Origin of the sequence: Pseudomonas protegens CHA0, from assembly GCF_000397205.1 — a bacterium.
In the GTDB taxonomy this organism is placed as follows: domain Bacteria; phylum Pseudomonadota; class Gammaproteobacteria; order Pseudomonadales; family Pseudomonadaceae; genus Aquipseudomonas; species Aquipseudomonas protegens.
This window is the reverse complement of sequence record NC_021237.1, coordinates 942,990-964,014: the sequence shown is the minus strand read 5'-3', so window position 1 is coordinate 964,014 and position 21,025 is coordinate 942,990. Positions and strand designations below refer to the sequence as shown.

Sequence of the window (21,025 nt, the reverse complement as noted above, 5' to 3'; positions counted from 1 at the left end):
GCAAGCCGTCTTGAACATTCTCTGAGGCGCCCGAGGGGTTCCGCCGGATTTGCCGGGGCCGCCCTCAAGCGCTGCTCGCTACACTTTCAAGGCGAGCGTTTAGCGTCGCTTGGCCATCTCGTTGATGAAGCGGTCGAACAGCGGCGCGACATCGTTCGGGCCCGGGCTGGCTTCCGGGTGGCCCTGGAAGCTGAACGCGCTCTTGTCGGTACGCTCGATACCCTGCAGGGTGCCGTCGAACAGCGACTTGTGGATCGCCCGGACGTTGCCCGGCAGCGTAGCCTCATCCACCGCAAAACCGTGGTTCTGGCTGGTGATCATGACCACGCCGCTGTCCAGATCCTGCACCGGGTGGTTGGCACCGTGGTGGCCGTGGCCCATTTTCAGGGTCTTGGCACCAGAGGCCAGGGCCAGCAGTTGGTGACCCAGGCAGATGCCGAACACCGGAATCTCGGTTTCGAGGATTTCCTTGATCGCCTTGATGGCGTAGTCGCAAGGCTCGGGGTCACCTGGGCCGTTGGACAGGAACACACCGTCAGGCTTGAGAGCCAGCACATCGCTCGCTGGGGTCTGGGCAGGCACCACGGTGACGCGGCAACCGCGCTCCACCAGCATGCGCAGGATATTCAGCTTGACCCCGTAGTCGTAGGCAACCACGTGATACGGCAGCTCGGAAGCCTCGATGGTGGCGTGGCTGTCGGTCTTCAGATCCCAGACAGTCGAACGCCACTCGTAGCTTTCCTTGGTGCTGACGACTTTCGCCAGGTCCATGCCTTTGAGGCCAGGGAAGCCGCGCGCTGCAGCGATCGCCGCTTCTTCGGAAATGTTGTCACCGGCCATGATGCAGCCGTTCTGTGCACCTTTCTCACGCAGGATGCGGGTCAGGCGACGGGTGTCGATACCAGCGATCGCCACCACGTTGTTGGCTTTCAGGTAATCGGACAGGGACAGAGTGTTACGCCAGTTGCTGGCTACCAGCGGCAGGTCACGGATGACCAGGCCGGCCGACCAGACGCGGTCGGACTCGGCATCTTCCGGCGTGGTGCCGGTGTTGCCGATGTGAGGGTAAGTCAGGGTAACGATCTGTTGGGCGTAGGAAGGATCGGTAAGGATTTCCTGATAGCCGGTCATTGCGGTGTTGAACACCACCTCACCAACGGTTTGACCGTCGGCTCCAATGGCTTCGCCACGAAAAATGCTGCCATCAGCAAGGGCGAGTATGGCTGGCTTAGTCAAGAAGACCTCCCGTAAATAGAGCCTGAAAGGGCGATCGCAGGTTGCAAAAAAGCGGAATGACGTATAGACACGTCACCCCGCTTCTTCGTCGAATTATCTGCGCGCTTTTAGTGGACACACTAAAGCTGTAGCTTACAGAAAAAGGCTTTTTCGGTCCACCGCTAATGAGCCCTAAAGGCAGAGGAATGCGACAGAACATCGCCTAGCGGTACGAAGTGGGGTTGAAGGACAGCCTCAACCCCACTTCAGATGCATCTCAACGCAGATCCAGCACATCCTGCATGTCGTATAGGCCGGCCTCGCGCCCGTCCAGCCACAGCGCGGCACGCACCGCGCCCTTGGCGAAGGTCATGCGACTGGAGGCCTTGTGGGTAATCTCCAGGCGCTCGCCCTCAGTGGCAAACAGCACGGTGTGATCCCCCACCACATCGCCACCACGAACCGTGGCGAAGCCGATGGTTTCACGCTCACGGGCGCCGGTATGGCCTTCACGACCATACACCGCGACCTGCTGCAGATCGCGCCCCAGAGCGCTGGCGATCACCTCACCCATGCGCAGGGCGGTGCCCGATGGCGCATCGATCTTGTGTCGGTGATGCGCCTCGATGATCTCGATATCCGCATCATCACCCAGCACCCGAGCCGCCATATCCAGCAGCTTCAGCGACAGGTTGACCCCAACACTGAAGTTGGCAGCGAAGACGATCGGAATCTCCTTGCCCGCCTCGGCCAGCAATTGCTTTTCCTTGGCACCCAAACCCGTAGTACCAATCACCATGGCCTTGCCCGCCTTACGGCAGAAGGCCAGGTTCTTGAGCATCACTTCCGGCAAGGTGAAATCGATCAGCACATCAAACTCATCGACAACCTTCTCCAGGCTATCGGACATCGACACGCCAAGACGCCCCAGGGATGCCAGCTCACCTGCATCCGCGCCCACCAGCGAACTGCCAGGCCGAACGATGGCTGCCGTCAGCCCGGAGAGCGGCGAGCGCAGCTGCACAGCCTCGACCAGGGTCTTGCCCATGCGCCCGGCGGCGCCCATCACTGCTATACGTCGCATGCGTTACTCCTTACAGGTCGCCGAAGAAGCGCTTGACGCCCTCGAACCAGCCGGTAGTTTTCGGCGAGTGAGAATTGTCGTCGTCCAGCGAACCACGCAACTCTTCCAGCAGCTCGCGCTGACGACGACTCAGGTTCACTGGCGTCTCCACCGCAACCCGGCACATCAGGTCGCCGGCACCGCCGCCACGCACGGGAGCAACGCCCTTGCCACGAATCCGGAACTGCTTGCCGGTCTGTGTTCCCTCTGGGATCTTCAGCTTGACCCGACCGTCCAGGGTCGGAATCTCCAGCTCGCCACCCAACGCCGCATCTACGAAGCTGATGGGCACTTCACAGAACAGGTGCTTGCCGTCGCGCTGGAAGATCGCGTGCTCACGCACATTGATCACCACATACAGGTCGCCAGTCGGGCCACCCTGGGTCCCCGCCTCGCCTTCGCCGGACAGGCGAATACGGTCGCCGGTATCGACACCTGCCGGCACTTTCACCGACAGCGTCTTGTACTCTTCGACCCGACCTTCGCCGTGGCACGAATCGCACGGATCGGAAATGATCTTGCCCTGGCCATGGCAGCGCGGGCAGGTCTGCTGCACCGAGAAGAAACCCTGCTGCATGCGCACCTGACCAATACCGCCACAGGTCGGACAAGTGACAGGGGAAGACCCCTTCTTGGCGCCCGAACCATCGCATGGCTTGCAGTTGACCAGTGTCGGCACACGGATATTCACCGTGGTGCCACGCACCGCCTCTTCCAGGTTCAACTCCAGGGTGTAACGCAGGTCGCTGCCGCGTTGCGCACCGCCACGGGAACCGCCGCGACCGCCACCGAAGAAATCACTGAACACGTCACCGAAGATATCGGAGAAGTTCTGCCCGCCGAAGCCGGCACCCCCGCCACCCATGCTCGGGTCGACACCAGCGTGGCCGTACTGGTCATACGCGGCACGCTTGCTGGAATCGGACAGTACTTCGTAGGCCTCGTTGGCCTCCTTGAACATGTCTTCCGACGCTTTGTCGCCGGGATTACGGTCCGGGTGATGCTTCATCGCCAAACGACGGTAAGCCTTTTTCAGCTCCGCATCGCTGGAGCCACGCTCCACACCCAACACTTCGTAATAGTCACGCTTTGCCATAAGTCTTTGCACTCTTAAGGACGTCCGGCAAACCCTCCTGAGCTCTGCCAAACTCGCTGAGCCCCAATACAGGCCCGGACCCAACTCACGTCAATTCAACGATCCTGGTCTTGGAAAGCCAACCCGGTTGCGGGCCGACCATTGCGGTCATCACAGCCGGAAAGCAGGAGCTTCTCCGACCCGACCGCCAGCGCACAAACGGAGCTTGTACGCCGTCAAAATTTCGCTGACTCCAGACACGCCAACGCGGGAGCAAGCTCCCGCGCGGCGACATCCTACCAGTCACCGCCCGAAGGCAGTCAACCGGCCGACCAACAAGCCATTACTTGTGGTCTTTTACTTCTTCGAACTCGGCGTCGACGACATCGTCGGCTTTTTCAGCAGACTCGGCGTGCGGTGCCGCGCCTTCTGCAGGCTGGGCCTGTTCGGCGTACATCTTCTGGGCAACCGGGGCCGAGACTTTCGACAGCTCTTCGACCTTGGCGTCGATGGCAGCCTTGTCGTCGCCCTTGACGGCAGCTTCCAGGGCAACCACGGCGGCTTCGATTGCGGTTTTCTCTTCCGCGGTCACTTTGTCACCGGCGTCAGCCACCATCTTGCGAGTCGAGTGCACCAGCGCATCACCCTGGTTACGGGCGGTGGCCAGTTCTTCGAACTTGCGATCCTCTTCCGAGTTGGCTTCAGCGTCACGGATCATCTGCTGGATCTCTTCATCCGACAGACCCGAGTTGGCCTTGATCACGATCGACTGAGTCTTGCCGGTAGCCTTGTCCTTCGCACCTACGTGCAGGATGCCGTTGGCGTCGATGTCGAAGGTCACTTCGATCTGCGGCACGCCACGTGGAGCTGGTGGAATGTCGGCCAGGTCGAACTTGCCCAGGGACTTGTTCTGCGCGGCCTGCTTGCGCTCGCCCTGCAGTACGTGAATGGTCACTGCGCCCTGGTTGTCGTCGGCAGTCGAGAACACTTGGGATTTCTTGGTAGGAATCGTGGTGTTTTTCTCGATCAGCGCGGTCATCACGCCACCCATGGTTTCGATACCCAGGGTCAGCGGGCTGACGTCCAGCAGCAGTACGTCTTTCACGTCGCCGGCCAGTACCGCACCCTGGATGGCAGCACCCATGGCAACAGCTTCGTCCGGGTTGACGTCCTTGCGGGCTTCCTTACCGAAGAAGTCGGTTACGGTCTTCTGTACCAGCGGCATACGGGTCTGGCCGCCGACCAGGATCACGTCGTTGATCGAACCCACGTCGATACCGGCGTCTTTGAGCGCGATACGGCAAGGCTCGATGGTGCGCTGAACCAGGTCTTCAACCAGCGACTCCAGCTTGGCGCGGGAAATCTTCACGTTCAGGTGCTTAGGACCGGTGGCATCTGCAGTGATGTACGGCAGGTTGACGTCGGTCTGCTGGCTCGAGGACAGCTCGATCTTGGCTTTCTCGGCAGCTTCTTTCAGGCGCTGCATGGCCAGTGGGTCACCCTTGAGGTTCATGCCGCTTTCTTTCTTGAACTCATCAACCAGGTAGTCGATCAAGCGGATGTCGAAGTCTTCACCACCGAGGAAGGTGTCACCGTTGGTGGCCAGCACTTCGAACTGGTGCTCGCCATCGACTTCAGCGATTTCGATCACCGAAACGTCGAAAGTACCACCGCCCAGGTCGTAAACGATCACGGTGTGATCGCCCTTGGCCTTGTCCATACCGTAGGCCAGAGCGGCTGCGGTTGGTTCGTTGATGATACGTTTGACGTCCAGGCCTGCGATGCGGCCGGCGTCTTTGGTCGCCTGGCGCTGGCTGTCGTTGAAGTAGGCCGGAACAGTGATGACCGCTTCGGTCACGGCTTCGCCGAGGTAGTCTTCGGCGGTCTTCTTCATTTTCTTGAGGATTTCAGCCGAGATTTGTGGCGGAGCCATTTTCTGGCCGTTCACTTCAACCCAGGCGTCGTTGTTGTCAGCCTTGACGATCTTGTAAGGGACCATCTGGATGTCTTTCTGCACAACTTCTTCGTCGAAGCGACGACCGATCAGACGCTTTACTGCGTACAGGGTGTTGTGCGGGTTGGTGACAGCCTGACGCTTGGCCGACTGACCTACCAGGATTTCGCCATCGTTGGCGTACGCGATGATCGACGGCGTGGTACGCGCGCCTTCAGCGTTTTCGATAACTTTTACGTTGCCGTTTTCAAGAATGGAGACGCACGAGTTGGTGGTCCCCAAGTCAATACCGATAATCTTGCCCATGTTAACTCTCCCGAAACTTTGGATTTGGATGCCGCAGCTGTGGTGGCAAACTGCGGTAGCACTTAAACGCTTGACTGATAAATGGGGGCTCTACAGCCGTTTTCAAGCCTTTTCGTCAATCGAAGGCGAAACCGGTGCAGGAGCCTTGCTGACCACGACCATGGCCGGGCGCAGCAGGCGACCGTTGAGCTGGTAGCCCTTCTGGAACACTTTCAGAACACTGTTCGGCTCGACATCCGCGCTTTCCTGCATGGCCATGGCCTGATGCTGTTCAGCGTTGAAGGGTTCGCCGTGTGGATCGATGGCTTCCAGCTGATAACGCTTGAGGGTGTCGTGGAACATCTTCAAGGTCAGCTCGATGCCTTCACGCATCGGGCGGATGCTTTCGTCGTCCGGGTTGGACAGCTCCAGGCCACGTTCCAGGCTGTCGATCACCGGCAGCAGGTCGCCGGCAAACTTCTCCAGCGCGAATTTGTGAGCTTTCTCCACGTCCTGCTCAGCGCGGCGGCGGACGTTCTGCAGATCGGCAGCAACACGCAAAGCCTGATCCTGCGCGCCAGCCAGTTGCTCTTCGAGCACTTGTACACGAGCCGCCAGGTCATCACCCGATGCCTCGGGAGCCTGATTGGCGTCTAGATTTTGCGTATCCAGCGTCTGTTCGTCAGCCATGAAATTCTCCTTTCAATATCGTCTGTGAGCCGGGCTCACTCTTCTGCCCAGCTATATGGGGTCGCATTTTCAAGGTTCAAGTCCGCAGCCACAGCAAAAGTCGTTCCGACCCGATAAATCCTGTATGTGGACATTACCGAGCGCACTAAAAAGCCAGAACGACCAAGCAAATCGAGCTAAGGGAAAGCATTGTCAGCTCGAAACAAAACACTGTATAAATAACCAGACATCTAGTTTGGGAGCGGCCTTAATGCTGGTGCACCTGTCCGTACACAATTACGCCATCGTCGAACACCTGGATCTGGAACTCGATCGCGGGATGAGCGTCATTACCGGCGAGACCGGTGCCGGCAAGTCGATCATGCTCGACGCGCTCGGCCTGACCCTGGGTGATCGTGCCGACAGCGGCGTGGTACGCCCCGGAGCCGACAAGGCCGATATCCTCGCCACCTTCGATCTGGCGGATATCCCCGAGGCCCACGCCTGGCTGGCCGAGCGTGACCTGGACACTGACGGCCCGTGCATCCTGCGTCGGGTCATCACGGCAGAAGGACGTTCCCGCGGCTATATCAACGGTACGCCCTGCCCGCTCGGAGACTTGAAAGCCCTGGGCGAACTGCTGATCGATATCCACAGCCAGCATGAACACCAGTCGCTGCTCAAGACCGATACCCATAGGCGCCTACTGGATGAGTACGCCGGCGCAACCGACCTGGCGCGCCAGGTGCAACTGGCTGCGCAGCGCTGGCGCCAGACCCGCCTGGAGCTGGAGCGCCTGTCCAACTCCGGCGACGAGCAGCGCGCTCGCCATCAACTGCTCAGCTACCAGCTCGAAGAACTGGAAAACCTGGGGCTCGGGGAAAATGAACTCGAACAGCTGGAGCAGGAGCACAAGAACCTGACCAATGCCGAAACCCTGCTGGGCATCTGCCGCCAGGTGGTGGAGCAATGCAGCGAAAGTGATTCAGGCAATGTCCTGAACGCCCTGACTGTCAGCCTCAACCGCCTGTCGAGCATCGGCAACTCCTCGGATTCCCTGGGCGAGGCCACCAACCTGCTGGCCAGCGCGCAGATCCAGGTCGAAGAAGCCGTGGGCGAGTTGAATCGTTTCCTTGACCACTTCGACGCTGATCCGGCACGCCTGCAACAACTCGAAGAACGCCTCGACGCCATCTATACCCTGGCGCGCAAGCATCGCATCCAGCCCTTCGAACTCGCTGCCATGCAGCAAACCCTGCTGGATGAAATAGAGACTCTGGACGCCAATGACGAATCCATCGAACGGCTGGGCGAAGAGCTGCAATCCTTCGCTCGTCATTATCAGGAGAAAGCCCAGGAACTGAGTCAGTTGCGCCAGCAGGCCGCGACCAGCCTGGCCAGCGCAGTGGAGCAGGAGATCCAGCGCCTGGGCATGCCCGGAGGGCGCTTCACCATCGAGCTGCGCGCCAACAGCAGCGATGAACTGCTGCCCAACGGCCTGGAGCAGGTGGAACTGCTGGTCAGTGCCAACCCCGGGCAACCCCTCAAGGCCCTGGCGAAAGTCGCGTCCGGCGGTGAGCTGTCACGTATCAGCCTGGCGATCCAAGTCATCACCGCGCAGACCTCGCGGGTTCCCACATTGGTATTCGACGAAGTCGACGTGGGGATTGGCGGCCCGACAGCCGAGATCGTCGGCCAGCTGCTGCGCCGCCTCGGCGAACGCGGCCAGGTATTGACCGTGACACACCTGCCGCAAGTCGCCGCCCAGGGGCATCAGCATCTGTTCGTGCACAAGGTGCGCGGCAGCGATGCCACTCATACCGCAGTATCCAAGCTGGGCAAGAATGAGAGGGTCGAGGAGGTGGCGCGGATGCTCGGCGGCATCGACCTGACCAAGGAGTCTCTGGCCCACGCCAAGAAAATGGTGGTGACCGCCAAGGCCTGAACCTTCAGCGCTTCTTTTATATAGGCACAAAACACGAAGGCGACCCTAGGGTCGCCTTCGATCGTTTCACGACGATAAACGCCGCGTGAGGGGCTTACTTCTTCTTGCGCACGTACAGCACAAGATTGTGATCCACCAACTCGAAACCGTGCTTTTCGACAATCGCCTTCTGAAGCTTTTCGATTTCTTCGTCGAAGAATTCGATCACTTCACCAGACTCCACGTTGACCATATGGTCGTGGTGACCGCCATCCGCCAGCTCGAATACAGCGTGACCGCCATCAAAATTATGGCGTACCACCAGTCCGGCTGCTTCGAATTGAGTCAGTACACGGTAAACCGTGGCCAGACCCACATCCTCACCAGCTTCCATCAGCGCCTTGTAGACATCCTCGGCGCTCATGTGCCGCTGCTCGGTGGAATCGAGCATTTGTAGAATTTTGACTCGTGGCAGAGTCACTTTGAGGCCGGCTTTACGTAGTTCGCTATTTTCAACCATGGTCAGCTTTCTCGCCGATGCTGCTTCGCAGCTTCTCTTAATGCGGGTATGATCGGGGTTTACGTTGTCCCAGCCAAGATAGTGGAAGTCGCCCACCGATGCAAAACACCAAGCTCTTGCTAACCAGTTTCACCTTCGTGGGACTGCTCGCACTCGCCGGTTGTTCATTCCCCGGGGTTTACAAAATCGACATCCAGCAGGGCAATGTCGTCACGCAGGACATGATAGACCAGTTGCGCCCCGGAATGACCCGACGGCAAGTGCGGTTTATCATGGGCAACCCTCTGTTGACCGACACGTTCCATGCCGATCGCTGGGATTATCTCTACAGCCTGCAGCCTGGTGGTGGTGAACGCCAACAGGAACGCGTGAGCCTGATCTTCAACGGCAACGACCAGTTGGTCAGCTTGGCCGGTGACTTCATGCCGGGTGTAAGCCGCGACGAAGCCCTGCTGGGCAAGGACAGCGCCAACACCGTGACAGCGCCTGCCGAGAACGTCGAGAAACCAAAAGCCGAGAAACCAGCCAAGCCTGGCTCGCTGCTCGACCAGATCCAGAAGGACGTAGATGGCGTGAAAACCGTGCCAGTTCCTACGCCTGAACCACTGGATACTTCGCCGGAATAATTTGTGGCGAAATAAAAAAGCCCGGGCATGCCCGGGCTTTTTATTGCCTGTCACCATCAATCACGATTCGCGCTTGCGTGCCTCGGCCGCTTTCGCCGCCCGCAGACGCCGAACCTCTTTCGGATCGGCCAGCAATGGGCGATAGACCTCGATCCGATCCCCCGCCTGAATCACATGCTGTTCAGGGTCACTGACCTGCTTGCCGAAGATCCCCACCGGACAAGCCGCCAGATCCAGTTCGGGAAATTGCTGCCCGATGGCTGAAGCCTGCAAGGCTGCACGCAGCGTCGACCCCTGGGGCACCTGCACACTGATCAACGCCTGGCGATCGACAGCCGCGTAGGCCACCTCAATCGAAATCATCGACTCAGCCATGCAACTGCTTGGCCCGCTGGCAGAAAGCGTCCACCAGAGTATTCGCCGCCTGGTTGAACAGCGGCCCCAAGGTCGCTCGAACCAAGGGCCCCGCATAATCGAAAGACAGATCAAGGCTGATCTTGCAGGCCTTCTCGCCCAGCGGCTTGAACACCCACACGCCATGCAACTGATTGAATGGCCCCTCCTCCAGATTCATCTCGATCGACTGCCCCGGCACCAGATTGTTGCAGGTCACGAAGCGCTGACTCATGCCGCCCTTGGCCACCGCCAGGCTCGCGCGCATCCGCTCTTCGCTGCTTTCCAGCACCTCGGCCGACGAGCACCAGGGCAGAAACTCCGGGTACCGGGCCACGTCATTGACCAGATCGTAAAGGAACTGCGCCGGATAGGGCAGAAGGGCCGAACGTTGAATATGGGTCGTCATGTGAGCTTCATTTCCACAACTGGGCGGCAAACACCACAAGAATGCCGACGGGCGCCACATAGCGCATCAAAAACAAGGCCAGAGCGAACAACAGCGGGCTACGTAACGACAGCTCATCACGAACTGCCTCACGGCCCATCACCCAACCTGCAAATACCACGAAGCACAAACCGCCAAGAGGCAACATGATCCGCGAGGTGAAAAAGTCGATCACACCAAAGAAGTCCAGACCGCCGGCCGCGCCCCATTGGTAGAGATGAAAAACGCCGCCTTCGTTCACGAAAAATTTGGCCTGTTGCCAGATGTTGAAAGAGAACACCGTTCCCAATCCCACGAACCAGCAACTGAACGCCAGCCAGAATGTCACCCAGCCGCGGCGGATTTTAGTCCTCTCGACGAGATAAGCCACCATCGGCTCCAACAAGGAAATGGCCGAACTCCAGGCAGCGATCGCCACCAGGATAAAGAACACTACGCCCATAAGCTGGCCGAACGCCACATTCCCGAAGGCAAACGGCAGGCTGATGAACATCAGCCCCGGCCCTTCGCTGGGGTTCAGCCCGGCGGCAAATACAATGGGGAACAGGGCCATACCAGCCACCAGCGAAACGAAGGTATCCAGCAGCGCCACCCCGACCACGGTGCCAGCCAGGGACGAATGCTTGGGCATGTAGGCGCCGTAGATCATGATCGAGCCCACTCCCACGCTGAGGGAAAAGAACGCGTGCCCCATGGCTGGCAACAGCCCGTCGAGCAAACGCTCCAGGCTGAAGTCGAACATGAAGTGCAGGCCCTGCATGAAATGCCCGGTGGTCATGCTGTAGCCCAGCAGCACCAGCAACATCACGAACAGCAGCGGCATCATGACCCGCAGGCTGCGCTCAAGCCCGGCCACCACACCCTTGGCAATCACCAGCGCCGACAGCAGCATGAACAGCGTGTGCCACAAGGTCAGGCGCCAGGGATCGGCAGTCACTGCAGCGAAATATGCCCCGACCTGGTCCGCCGCAACCCCTTGGAAGTCGCCACGCCCCATATCGATGATGTAGTCCAGGGACCAACCACCCACCACGCTGTAGAAGGAGAGAATCAGCAACGCCGTGATCATTCCGGCAAAGGCGCCCCAGGACCACTTGGCCGAATGCCCGGCCTCCAGGGCCAGCACCTTCAGGGCATTCGCCGGGCTTTGACGCGCACGACGGCCAATCAGGGTTTCCGCCAGCATCACCGGCAACCCGATCAGCGCAATACACGCCAGAAACACCAGAACAAAGGCACCACCACCATAGACGCCGACCATGTAGGGGAATTTCCAGATGCTCCCCAGGCCCACGGCCGAACCAGTTGCAGCGAGTATAAAGACCCAGCGGCTTGCCCAGCCGCCGTGGACAGAGACCCTGTCTGTCGACATCGTTAACGCGCCCAACCGAAAAAAAAGAGGCAGCATTGTCCGGGATTCAATCAACCTGCTCAAGCACGCTGCGTCACCGTAGCCGACGCGCGCGCAACTCCCTATAATGCCGCCCCTATGGCTAAACAGAAGAAACACCCAACAGGGACCATCGCGCAAAATAAAAAGGCGCGTCACGATTACTTCATCGAACATCGGTTCGAGGCTGGCATGGTCCTGGCCGGCTGGGAAGTAAAGAGTCTGCGTGCAGGCAAGGCACAGCTGGTGGACAGTTATGTGCTGCTCAAGGATGGTGAAGCCTGGTTGCTCGGCAGCCACTTCACACCATTGACCACCGCCAGCACCCACGTCATCGCCGACCCGACGCGCTCGCGCAAGCTGCTGCTCAACCAGCGCGAGCTGGAAAAGCTGTTTGCCGCCGTGCAGCAGAAGGGTTACGCCTGCGTGTGCCTTTCGCTCTACTGGAGCAAGCACCTGATCAAGTGTGAAATCGCACTGGGCAAGGGCAAGAAGGAATACGACAAGCGACATACCGAACGCGAGCGCGACTCCGATCGCGAGCTGCAGCGCGCGGTGCGGACCAAGGGCAAGGAAGACTGATCTTCCTGCCTTGAGGTCGCTTTCGCCGGTAAGCCGGCTCCTACAACACCCAGGTAGGAGCCGGCTTGCCGGCGATTTGCATTACATGCCCTTGCGCCGTTCGGCCCGGGCCACTCGCTGCACTTCCTGACGCACTTCTTCGAGCACTTCCTGCACATAGAGAATGTGACGGCTGGAGATTTCCCGCGCCTCTTCGGCCCGCCCTTCGATAATTGCCTGGTACAGGTCGCGGTGCTGGCTGATCAGCATGTCGCGGGTTTCCGTGCGCTGCTTGTACATGCCACCGATGTTGGTCACCACGTTGCGTTTGAGCAGGTCGAACAGCCCGCGGATGGTGTGCAGCAGCACGGCGTTGTGGCTGGCCTCGGCAATCGCCAAGTGGAACTTGGCATCCGCCGCACCCTCCTCGATACGACTGACATCGTCGGAACGGGAATAACAATCCTGCAACTCCTCGAAGGCTTGAGTCAGTCGCTCACGATCCACTGCCGTCGCCCGCAGCGCCGCGTAATAGGCGCAGGACGCTTCCAGCGTATGCCGGAACTCCAGCAGGTCGCGCTGGGCATCGGTGTTGTTTTCCAGCAGGTGCAGCAGTGGATCGCTGAAGGTCGAGCCCAGGGATTCCACCACATAGTTGCCACCGCCCTGACGACTGATCAGCAACCCCTTGGCCGTGAGTTTCTGGATCGCCTCGCGCAGTGAGGGCCGAGAGACACCGAACTGCTCGGCCAGTGCCCGCTCGGCTGGCAGCCGCTCGCCGGCCGTCAAGGTGCCTTCAAGAATCATCCCTTCCAGACGCTCGACGATATCGTCGGACAAACGGCGCTGGCGTATCTGATCAAACCCCATAACTCACTCTCCACCCTCCCGACCCTTCGCCGGGGGGCTCTATTCTGGCCTATTCATGGCGCGCCAACACCTGTCAGAACACGGCCATTTGCACCGATCAGATGCCCGCGCCATAGCGCATTCGACAAAAGTTTTAGGGCGGCAAATTGACACACCGAGCACAAGGCTTTTACCCTAGCCAACAGCGATTGTAAATTGGTCTTACCAATTAACCAAGACGCTAGCAGTGCCTGACCAACAACAATTAGGGGCCACCCCATTATGCAAACCTGGCAACAGCTCTATAGCCCGCTTGGCAGCCTCGGCCTGTCCGCCCTCGCCGCCGTCATCCCGATCGTGTTTTTCTTCCTGGCTCTGGCCGTGTTCCGTCTCAAAGGACACGTCGCCGGGAGTATCACCCTGGCCTTGTCGATCCTGGTGGCGATCTTCGCCTTCCAGATGCCCGCCGACATGGCCCTCGCTGCCGCTGGCTATGGATTTGCCTACGGTCTGTGGCCCATCGCCTGGATCATTGTCGCCGCCGTTTTCCTCTACAAGCTGACCGTGAAGAGCGGCCAGTTCGAAATCATCCGCAGCTCGGTGCTGTCGATCACCGACGACCAGCGCCTGCAGGTGCTGCTGATCGGTTTCTGCTTCGGCGCCTTCCTTGAAGGGGCTGCCGGCTTTGGCGCGCCAGTGGCGATCACCGCCGCCCTGCTGGTGGGCCTGGGCTTCAACCCGCTGTACGCCGCCGGCCTGTGCCTGATCGCCAACACCGCGCCCGTGGCCTTCGGCGCCCTGGGGATTCCGATCATCGTCGCCGGCCAGGTGACGGGCATCGACGCCTTCAAGATCGGCGCCATGACCGGCCGCCAACTGCCGCTGCTGTCGCTGTTCGTGCCGTTCTGGCTGGTGTTCATGATGGACGGTATGCGCGGCGTCAAAGAGACCTGGCCCGCCGCCCTGGTGGCTGGCCTGAGCTTTGCCATTACCCAGTACTTCACCTCGAACTTCATCGGCCCGGAACTGCCGGACATCACCTCGGCCCTGGCCAGCCTGATCTCCCTGACCCTGTTCCTGAAAATCTGGCAACCCAAGCGCACCGCCGGTGCACAGATCGCCGGTGCCACCTCCAGCGCGGCCATCACCGCCAGTGCCGGTGGCTTCGGCCAGCCACGCCAAACCCAGGCCTCGCCCTACAGCCTGGGCCAGATCTTCAAGGCCTGGTCGCCGTTCCTGATCCTCACCGTGCTGGTGACCATCTGGACCCTCAAGCCCTTCAAGGCGATGTTCGCCGCCGGCGGCTCGATGTACGGCTGGGTGTTCAACTTCGCCATCCCGCATCTGGATCAGCTGGTGATCAAGATGGCGCCGATCGTGACCACGCCAACGGCCATCCCGGCGGTGTTCAAGCTCGACCCGATCTCCGCCACTGGCACGGCGATTTTCTTCTCCGCGCTGATCTCCATGCTGGTGCTGAAGATCAACTTCAAAACTGGTCTGACCACTTTGAAAGAGACCTTCTACGAGCTGCGCTGGCCGATCCTATCCATCGGCATGGTGCTGGCGTTCGCCTTCGTCACCAACTACTCGGGCATGTCTTCGACCATGGCCCTGGTCCTGGCGGCGACGGGGGCAGCATTCCCGTTCTTCTCGCCGTTCCTGGGCTGGCTCGGGGTGTTCCTCACCGGTTCCGATACCTCGTCCAACGCTCTGTTCAGCTCGCTGCAAGCCACCACCGCGCACCAGATCGGGGTCAATGACACCCTGCTGGTCGCGGCCAACACCAGCGGCGGCGTGACCGGCAAAATGATCTCGCCGCAATCGATCGCCGTGGCCTGCGCCGCCACCGGCCTGGTGGGCAAGGAATCGGACCTGTTCCGCTTCACCCTCAAGCACAGTCTGTTCTTTGCCACTATTGTCGGTCTGATCACCCTGGCCCAGGCCTACTGGTTCACCGGCATGCTGGTGCACTAAGCAACACCTGCGACACCGATGGAACCGACGCCGCCCTCACCCGCGGCGTCAGTCATTCACCACCCGGTCTGCAAGGCTGCTGAAAGCTTGCTGGTTTATCTTTCAGCCGCCTCGACGGACGAATAACCGGGACCACCCGGAGACACGCCTGATGAGCGAGCTTTTCTACAACGCCGTGCCCAATGCGACCCGTGTCGCACCGCCGCTGGCCGAACCCCGGCAGTACCCCAGCGCGAAACCGTCGCGGGTCTACCTGTTCGGCACTTGTGTGGTCGACCTGTTCTATCCCGAAGCCGGGATGGACGCGATTCACCTGCTGGAGCGCGAAGGCATTCGCGTGGAGTACCCGCAAGGGCAAAGCTGCTGCGGACAACCGGCCTACACCTCGGGTTACACCGAGCAGGCGCGCACCGTGGCCCGCTCGCAACTGGCGCTGTTTGCCGGCGACTATCCGGTGGTGGTGCCGTCGGGTTCCTGCGCGGGCATGCTGCGCGAGCATTACGCGGACTTGTTCAAGGACGAGCCCGAGACGTTGCAACAAGTGCAGGCCCTGGCCGCCCGCACCTATGAACTGGCCGAGTTCCTCCTGCACGTGTGCAAGGTGCAGCTCAAGGACAGTGGCGCTCCGGTCAAGGTGGCCTTGCACACCTCGTGCTCGGCACGCCGGGAAATGAACACCCACCTGCACGGCCGTGAGTTGCTGTCACAGCTGAGCAATGTGGAACGGGTAGAACACAGCCACGAAAGCGAATGCTGTGGCTTTGGCGGGACTTTCAGCGTCCGAATGCCGGACATCTCCGGCGCCATGGTCGCGGACAAGACCCGCGCGCTGAAGGAATCCGGCGCACATCAGGTGCTGAGTGCCGACTGCGGCTGCTTGATGAACATCAACGGCGCGCTGGAGAAACAGCAAGAGGCATTGCGCGGCCAGCACCTGGCGAGCTTCCTCTGGCAACGTACTGGAGGTGCACAATGAGCACCCCAGAGCTGATTCCGACCACGACGCTGGCGGACGATTTTCGCACCCGGGCCCACCAGGCCCTGGGTGACCAACAACTGCGAAACAACTTTCGCAGTGCCATGGATTCACTCATGGCCAAGCGTGCGGCTTCGTTCAGCGATGCCCACGAAAGAGAACACCTGCGCGCCCTGGGCAACGCGATTCGCGCCCGGGCGTTGTCCAAGCTGCCCGACCTGCTCGAGCGCCTGGAACAGAACCTGACCCGCAACGGTGTGACAGTGCACTGGGCGGAAACGGTGGACGAAGCCAATGGCATCGTCCTCTCGATCATCCGCGCTCACGAGGCGCGGCAAGTGATCAAGGGCAAATCGATGGTCAGCGAAGAGATGGAAATGAACCATGTCCTCGCTGAACAAGGCATTGAATGCCTTGAGTCGGACATGGGCGAGTTCATCGTCCAGCTCGACCACGAGAAGCCTTCACACATCATTATGCCGGCGATCCACAAGAATGCCGGTCAGGTCGCGTCCTTGTTCCACGACAAACTCGGCGTGGAGTACACCAAGGACGTTGACCAACTCATTCAGATCGGTCGCAAGGTCTTGCGGCAGAAATTCTTCGAAGCCGATATCGGCGTCTCCGGCGTCAACTTCGCCGTGGCCGAGACCGGCACCCTGCTGCTGGTGGAAAACGAAGGCAACGGGCGCATGTCCACCACCGTGCCGCCAGTGCACATCGCCGTCACCGGGATCGAGAAAGTCGTCGAGAACCTGCGGGACGTGGTGCCGCTGCTTTCACTGCTGACCCGCTCGGCCCTGGGCCAGCCCATCACTACATACGTCAACATGATCTCCGGCCCGCGCAAAGAGCATGAGCTCGACGGCCCCCAGGAAGTGCACTTGGTGCTGCTGGACAACGGCCGCAGCCAGGCGTTTGCCGACAGCGAACTGCGCCAGACCCTGAACTGCATCCGCTGCGGCGCCTGCATGAACCACTGCCCGGTCTACACCCGGGTCGGCGGCCACACTTATGGCGAGGTCTACCCGGGGCCGATCGGCAAGATCATCACCCCGCACATGGTCGGTCTGGCCAAGGTGCCGGATCACCCCAGCGCCTCGTCACTGTGCGGCGCCTGTGGCGAAGTCTGCCCGGTGAAGATCCCGATCCCGGCGCTGCTGCGCCGACTGCGGGAAGAAAACGTCAAGGCCCCCGACAGCCCCCATCAAGTAATGCGCGGCCAGGGCAGCAAGTACTCGCGCAAGGAACGTTTCATCTGGAACGCCTGGGCCCGTCTCAACAGCTCACCGCGCCTGTATCGCCTGTTCACCCTGGCCGCCACCCGGCTGCGCGCCCTCACCCCGAGCAAGGTCGGCCCCTGGACGCAGAACCACAGTGCGCCAAAACCCGCCGCCCGGTCGCTGCATGATCTGGCCCGTGAGCACCTGGACACGCAGGGAGACCGCTGATGAGCGCGAAACACAACATCCTCGCCAAGCTGCGCAACAGCCTGAGCGGCACCACGCCGATTGTGGATAACTTCGACGAGGCGCTGGTCACCGAGCCTTACACCTACAGCGCGGAACAACGCATCCCGCAACTGCGCAAACAGATGGAAGCGGTGCACACCGAGATTCACCTGAGCAACGGCGCCGACTGGCCGGAGCTGCTGGCCCGCCTGCTACAGGAACGCCAGTTGCCCAGCCTGCTGATCGCCCCGAGCACGCCCCACGGCCAGCGGGTCACCCAGTACTGGGCCGAGCAGCCGCAACTGCCGGCGCTCAAGGCCTACGACCGCCCGGTGGAAGAATGGAAAGCCGAGCTGTTCAACGACACCCCGGCCAGCCTCACTACCACCCTGGGCGCCATCGCCGCCACCGGCAGCCTGATCCTCTGGCCGACCCGGGAAGAGCCGCGGCTGATGAGCCTGGTGCCGCCGGTGCATTTCGCCCTGCTCAAGGCCAGCGAGATCCGCGACAACTTCTATCAGGTGCAGCAACAGATGAACTGGGCCGCCGGCATGCCGACCAACGCGCTGCTGGTATCCGGCCCGTCGAAGACCGCTGATATCGAGCAAGTCCTGGCTTACGGCGCCCACGGCCCGAAAGACCTGGTGGTGCTGATCCTGGAGGACCAATGAGCCTACCGACCGCTTTTCTGCGTGACGCCCAGCAACTGATCCCCCCGGAGCGGCGCTTCGACGACCCGCTCTCGACCCTGGCCTTCGGCACCGACGCCAGCTTCTACCGACTGATCCCCAAGCTGGTGATCCGCGTCGAATCCGAAGATGAAGTGGTGACCCTGCTCCAGCTGGCCCAGCGCGACCGGGTGCCGGTGACCTTCCGCGCGGCGGGCACCAGCCTTTCCGGGCAAGCCATCAGCGACTCGGTGCTGATCGTTCTGGGGGATAACTGGAACGGCAAGGAGATTCGCCACCAGGGTACGCAGATTCGTCTGCAGCCTGGTGTGATTGGCGCCCAGGCCAATGCCTGGCTGGCACCTTTCGGGCGCAAGATCGGCCCCGATCCGGCCTCGATCAACGCCTGCAAGATCGGTGGCATCGTCGCCAACAACGCCAGCGGCATGTGCTGCGGCACCGCGCAGAACACCTATCACACCCTGGCCGGCATTCGCCTGGTACTGGCCGATGGCACGCGTCTGGATACCGAGGATGAGGTCAGCATCGCCGCCTTCCGCGCCAGCCATGGTCCGTTGCTGGAGCGCCTGGCCGAACTGGGCCGCAGCACCCGTGCCAACAGTGAACTGGCCGCGAAAATCCGCCACAAATACCGGCTGAAAAACACCACCGGCCTGTCCCTCAATGCCCTGGTGGATTTCGACGAGCCGCTGGACATCCTCAGCCACCTGCTGGTGGGCTCCGAGGGCACCCTGGGCTTTATCAGCGCGGTGACCTACGACACGGTGATCGACCACCCGAACAAGGCGTCGGCGCTGATCGTCTTTCCCGATGTGGAAACCTGCTGCAACGCGGTGACCGTGCTCAAGAGCCAGCCGGTGTCGGCGGTGGAACTGCTGGACCGCCGCAGCCTGCGCTCGGTGCAGGACAAGCCCGGCATGCCGGCCTTCGTCCAGCAACTCTCGGCCAACGCCTGCGCGCTGCTGATCGAGTCCCGCGCCGCGTCCTCATCACTGCTGCATGAGCAACTGGCGCAGATCATGAATTCCCTGGCCGCCTTCCCGGTGGAAAAGCAGGTGGACTTCACTGAAGACCCGCAGGAAAACGCCAAGCTCTGGGCGATCCGCAAGGACACCTTCCCGGCGGTAGGCGCGGTGCGCAAGACCGGCACCACAGTGATCATCGAAGACGTGACCTTCCCCGTGGAACAGCTGGCCATCGGCGTCAACCGCCTGATCGAGCTGTTCGACAAGCACCACTACGACGAAGCGATCCTGTTCGGCCACGCCCTGGAGGGCAACCTGCACTTCGTCTTCACCCAGGGCTTCAACAGCAGCGAGGAAGTGAACCGCTACCAGGCGTTCATGGACGACGTGGCGCAACTGGTGGCGGTGGAATTCGGCGGTTCGCTGAAGGCCGAGCACGGCACCGGGCGCAACATGGCACCTTTCGTCGAGCTGGAATGGGGCAGCGATGCCTACCAGCTGATGTGGCAGCTCAAGCGCCTGCTGGACCCCAACGGCATCCTCAACCCGGACGTGGTGCTCAGCGAAGATCCGCAGATCCACCTCAAGCACCTCAAGCCACTGCCGGCGGCCGACGAGATTGTGGATAAGTGCATCGAGTGCGGCTTCTGCGAGCCGGTGTGCCCGTCCAAGGGGCTGACCCTGAGCCCGCGCCAGCGCATCGTCATCTGGCGTGATATCCAGGCACGCAAACGGGCCGGCATCGACACCACGGAACTGGAAGCGGCCTATCAGTACCAGGGCATCGACACCTGCGCCGCCACCGGCCTGTGCGCCCAGCGCTGCCCGGTGGGTATCAACACCGGCGAGCTGGTGAAGAAACTGCGCAGTGAACACGCCACCCATAACGGCACCGCCGACTGGCTCGGCTCGCACTTCGCCACCACCTTGCAGGGCGCCCGCTTCACCCTGCACGTGGCCAACGGTGCGCGCATGCTCCTGGGCGCGCCGCGCCTGAGCAAGCTGTCGGCGAGCCTGACGCGTCTGTCCAAAGGCCAGGTGCCGCAGTGGAGCAGCGCCATGCCCCAGCCGGAAAAGGCCATCCGCTTCAGCCCGAGCGTCAGCGACGCGCGTCCGCGGGTGGTTTACCTGGCAGCCTGTGTGTCCCGGGTCATGGGGCCAGCGGCGGGCGACAAGGAGCAAAGCTCACTCTACGAGAAAACCCGCGGCCTGCTGGAAAAGGCCGGCTATCAAGTGGTGCTGCCGGACAACCTGGACAACCTGTGCTGCGGCCAGCCGTTCGCCTCCAAGGGCTACGCCACCCAGGCCGAGGACAAGCGCCAGGAACTGATCGGCGCCCTGCTCCACGCCAGCCGGGGCGGCCTCGACCCGATCTACTGCGACACCAGCCCTTGCACCCTGCGCCTGGTGCAGGACCTGGGGGACGTGCGCCTGGACCTCTACGACCCGGTGCGCTTCATCCGCACCCACCTGCTGGAGCGCCTGGAGTTCACGCCGCAGGAAGCGCCGATCGCGGTGCACGTCACCTGCAGCACCCAGCACCTGGGCGAGAGCCAGGCGCTGATCGAACTGGCCCGGCGTTGCAGCAACAACGTGGTGATCCCCGAAGGCATCCATTGCTGTGGTTTCGCCGGCGACAAGGGTTTCACCACCCCGGAACTCAATGCCCACTCCCTACGCAGCCTCAAGGACGCGGTGCAGTATTGCAGCGAAGGCATCTCCACCAGCCGCACCTGTGAAATCGGCCTCAGCCAGCATGGCGGGATCGACTATCACGGGCTGGTCTACCTGGTGGATCGGGTCACCCGGGCCAAGGCGGTCTGAGCCATCGAATCGCGCAACCAAGGGGCGTTTTCGCCCCTTTTTTGTGCCTGGCGGAAGACGCCCCTGGCTTTTTCATTTCTTCGAAAAAAAAACAGAACCCCAGAGCGCGGC

At 61.2% G+C, this 21,025-nt stretch carries 18 protein-coding genes; 8 read left to right on the top strand and 10 right to left on the bottom strand.

Annotation, left to right across the window (positions count from 1 at the left end; genetic code table 11):
* Positions 1–99 precede the first annotated feature (99 nt).
* From carA to grpE, 5 genes are all read right to left on the bottom strand, one after another.
* Positions 100–1,236: a glutamine-hydrolyzing carbamoyl-phosphate synthase small subunit gene (gene carA / locus PFLCHA0_RS04220; protein ID WP_011059191.1), complete on the bottom strand. Its 1,137-nt coding sequence runs from the start codon at positions 1,234–1,236 to the stop codon at positions 100–102.
* Between the two features lie 256 nt (positions 1,237–1,492).
* Complete coding sequence (gene dapB, locus PFLCHA0_RS04215) at positions 1,493–2,299, bottom strand: 4-hydroxy-tetrahydrodipicolinate reductase (protein ID WP_015634113.1); 807 nt, start codon at positions 2,297–2,299, stop codon at positions 1,493–1,495.
* Positions 2,300–2,309: 10 nt separating this feature from the next.
* Entirely contained in the window at positions 2,310–3,434 is a 1,125-nt protein-coding gene (dnaJ, locus tag PFLCHA0_RS04210) for a molecular chaperone DnaJ (protein WP_015634112.1), read from the bottom strand.
* A 322-nt stretch (positions 3,435–3,756) separates the two neighbouring features.
* Positions 3,757–5,673, bottom strand: coding sequence for a molecular chaperone DnaK (gene dnaK, locus PFLCHA0_RS04205; RefSeq protein WP_011059188.1), 1,917 nt, complete (start codon positions 5,671–5,673; stop codon positions 3,757–3,759).
* 102 nt (positions 5,674–5,775) lie between these two features.
* Positions 5,776–6,342 (bottom strand): nucleotide exchange factor GrpE, encoded by a 567-nt coding sequence (grpE, locus tag PFLCHA0_RS04200; protein WP_011059187.1) that lies wholly within the window; start codon positions 6,340–6,342, stop codon positions 5,776–5,778.
* Positions 6,343–6,592: 250 nt separating this feature from the next.
* Here grpE and recN point away from each other — a divergent pair, with 250 nt between their 5' ends.
* Positions 6,593–8,266, top strand: coding sequence for a DNA repair protein RecN (recN, locus tag PFLCHA0_RS04195; protein WP_015634111.1), 1,674 nt, complete (start codon positions 6,593–6,595; stop codon positions 8,264–8,266).
* A 94-nt stretch (positions 8,267–8,360) separates the two neighbouring features.
* Here the strand turns inward: recN and fur are convergent, their stop codons facing one another.
* Positions 8,361–8,765 (bottom strand): ferric iron uptake transcriptional regulator, encoded by a 405-nt coding sequence (gene fur / locus PFLCHA0_RS04190; protein WP_011059185.1) that lies wholly within the window; start codon positions 8,763–8,765, stop codon positions 8,361–8,363.
* A gap of 98 nt (positions 8,766–8,863) precedes the next feature.
* Between fur and PFLCHA0_RS04185 the strand changes: the two genes are divergently transcribed.
* Positions 8,864–9,391, top strand: a complete 528-nt coding sequence (locus PFLCHA0_RS04185; RefSeq protein WP_011059184.1) for an outer membrane protein assembly factor BamE — start codon at positions 8,864–8,866, stop codon at positions 9,389–9,391.
* Between the two features lie 60 nt (positions 9,392–9,451).
* Here PFLCHA0_RS04185 and PFLCHA0_RS04180 read toward each other — a convergent pair whose 3' ends face one another.
* The 3 genes from PFLCHA0_RS04180 to PFLCHA0_RS04170 are packed head-to-tail and all read right to left on the bottom strand — an operon-like array spanning position 9,452 to position 11,604.
* A complete protein-coding gene (locus PFLCHA0_RS04180; RefSeq protein WP_015634110.1) occupies positions 9,452–9,766 on the bottom strand; it encodes an RnfH family protein in 315 nt (104 codons plus the stop codon).
* A complete protein-coding gene (locus tag PFLCHA0_RS04175) occupies positions 9,759–10,193 on the bottom strand; it encodes a type II toxin-antitoxin system RatA family toxin (protein WP_011059182.1) in 435 nt (144 codons plus the stop codon). The genes PFLCHA0_RS04180 and PFLCHA0_RS04175 overlap by 8 nt, the downstream gene beginning before the upstream one ends.
* A 7-nt stretch (positions 10,194–10,200) precedes the next feature.
* On the bottom strand, positions 10,201–11,604 hold the full coding sequence (locus PFLCHA0_RS04170) for a sodium-dependent transporter (RefSeq protein ID WP_041751945.1): 1,404 nt from the start codon (positions 11,602–11,604) through the stop codon (positions 10,201–10,203).
* Between the two features lie 117 nt (positions 11,605–11,721).
* Here PFLCHA0_RS04170 and smpB point away from each other — a divergent pair, with 117 nt between their 5' ends.
* Positions 11,722–12,204 carry an SsrA-binding protein SmpB gene (smpB, locus tag PFLCHA0_RS04165; RefSeq protein WP_025131431.1) on the top strand — a complete coding sequence of 161 codons (483 nt, stop codon included), beginning with the start codon at positions 11,722–11,724 and terminating at the stop codon, positions 12,202–12,204.
* An 81-nt stretch (positions 12,205–12,285) separates the two neighbouring features.
* Here the strand turns inward: smpB and PFLCHA0_RS04160 are convergent, their stop codons facing one another.
* Positions 12,286–13,053, bottom strand: coding sequence for an FCD domain-containing protein (locus PFLCHA0_RS04160; protein WP_015634108.1), 768 nt, complete (start codon positions 13,051–13,053; stop codon positions 12,286–12,288).
* 261 nt (positions 13,054–13,314) lie between these two features.
* On the opposite strand from PFLCHA0_RS04160, the gene PFLCHA0_RS04155 reads away from it, so the two are divergent.
* From PFLCHA0_RS04155 to PFLCHA0_RS04135, 5 genes are all read left to right on the top strand, one after another.
* The gene (locus tag PFLCHA0_RS04155; RefSeq protein ID WP_015634107.1) at positions 13,315–15,009 is read left to right on the top strand and encodes a lactate permease LctP family transporter; all 1,695 of its coding nucleotides are present in this window, start codon (positions 13,315–13,317) and stop codon (positions 15,007–15,009) included.
* Between the two features lie 151 nt (positions 15,010–15,160).
* Positions 15,161–15,985, top strand: coding sequence for a (Fe-S)-binding protein (locus PFLCHA0_RS04150; protein WP_015634106.1), 825 nt, complete (start codon positions 15,161–15,163; stop codon positions 15,983–15,985).
* Positions 15,982–17,436: a LutB/LldF family L-lactate oxidation iron-sulfur protein gene (locus PFLCHA0_RS04145; RefSeq protein WP_015634105.1), complete on the top strand. Its 1,455-nt coding sequence runs from the start codon at positions 15,982–15,984 to the stop codon at positions 17,434–17,436. The genes PFLCHA0_RS04150 and PFLCHA0_RS04145 overlap by 4 nt, the downstream gene beginning before the upstream one ends.
* Complete coding sequence (locus PFLCHA0_RS04140; RefSeq protein WP_015634104.1) at positions 17,436–18,107, top strand: LutC/YkgG family protein; 672 nt, start codon at positions 17,436–17,438, stop codon at positions 18,105–18,107. Before PFLCHA0_RS04145 ends, PFLCHA0_RS04140 begins: the two co-directional genes overlap by 1 nt.
* Positions 18,104–20,914 (top strand): FAD-binding and (Fe-S)-binding domain-containing protein, encoded by a 2,811-nt coding sequence (locus PFLCHA0_RS04135; RefSeq protein WP_015634103.1) that lies wholly within the window; start codon positions 18,104–18,106, stop codon positions 20,912–20,914. Before PFLCHA0_RS04140 ends, PFLCHA0_RS04135 begins: the two co-directional genes overlap by 4 nt.
* The last annotated feature ends 111 nt before the right edge of the window (positions 20,915–21,025 follow it).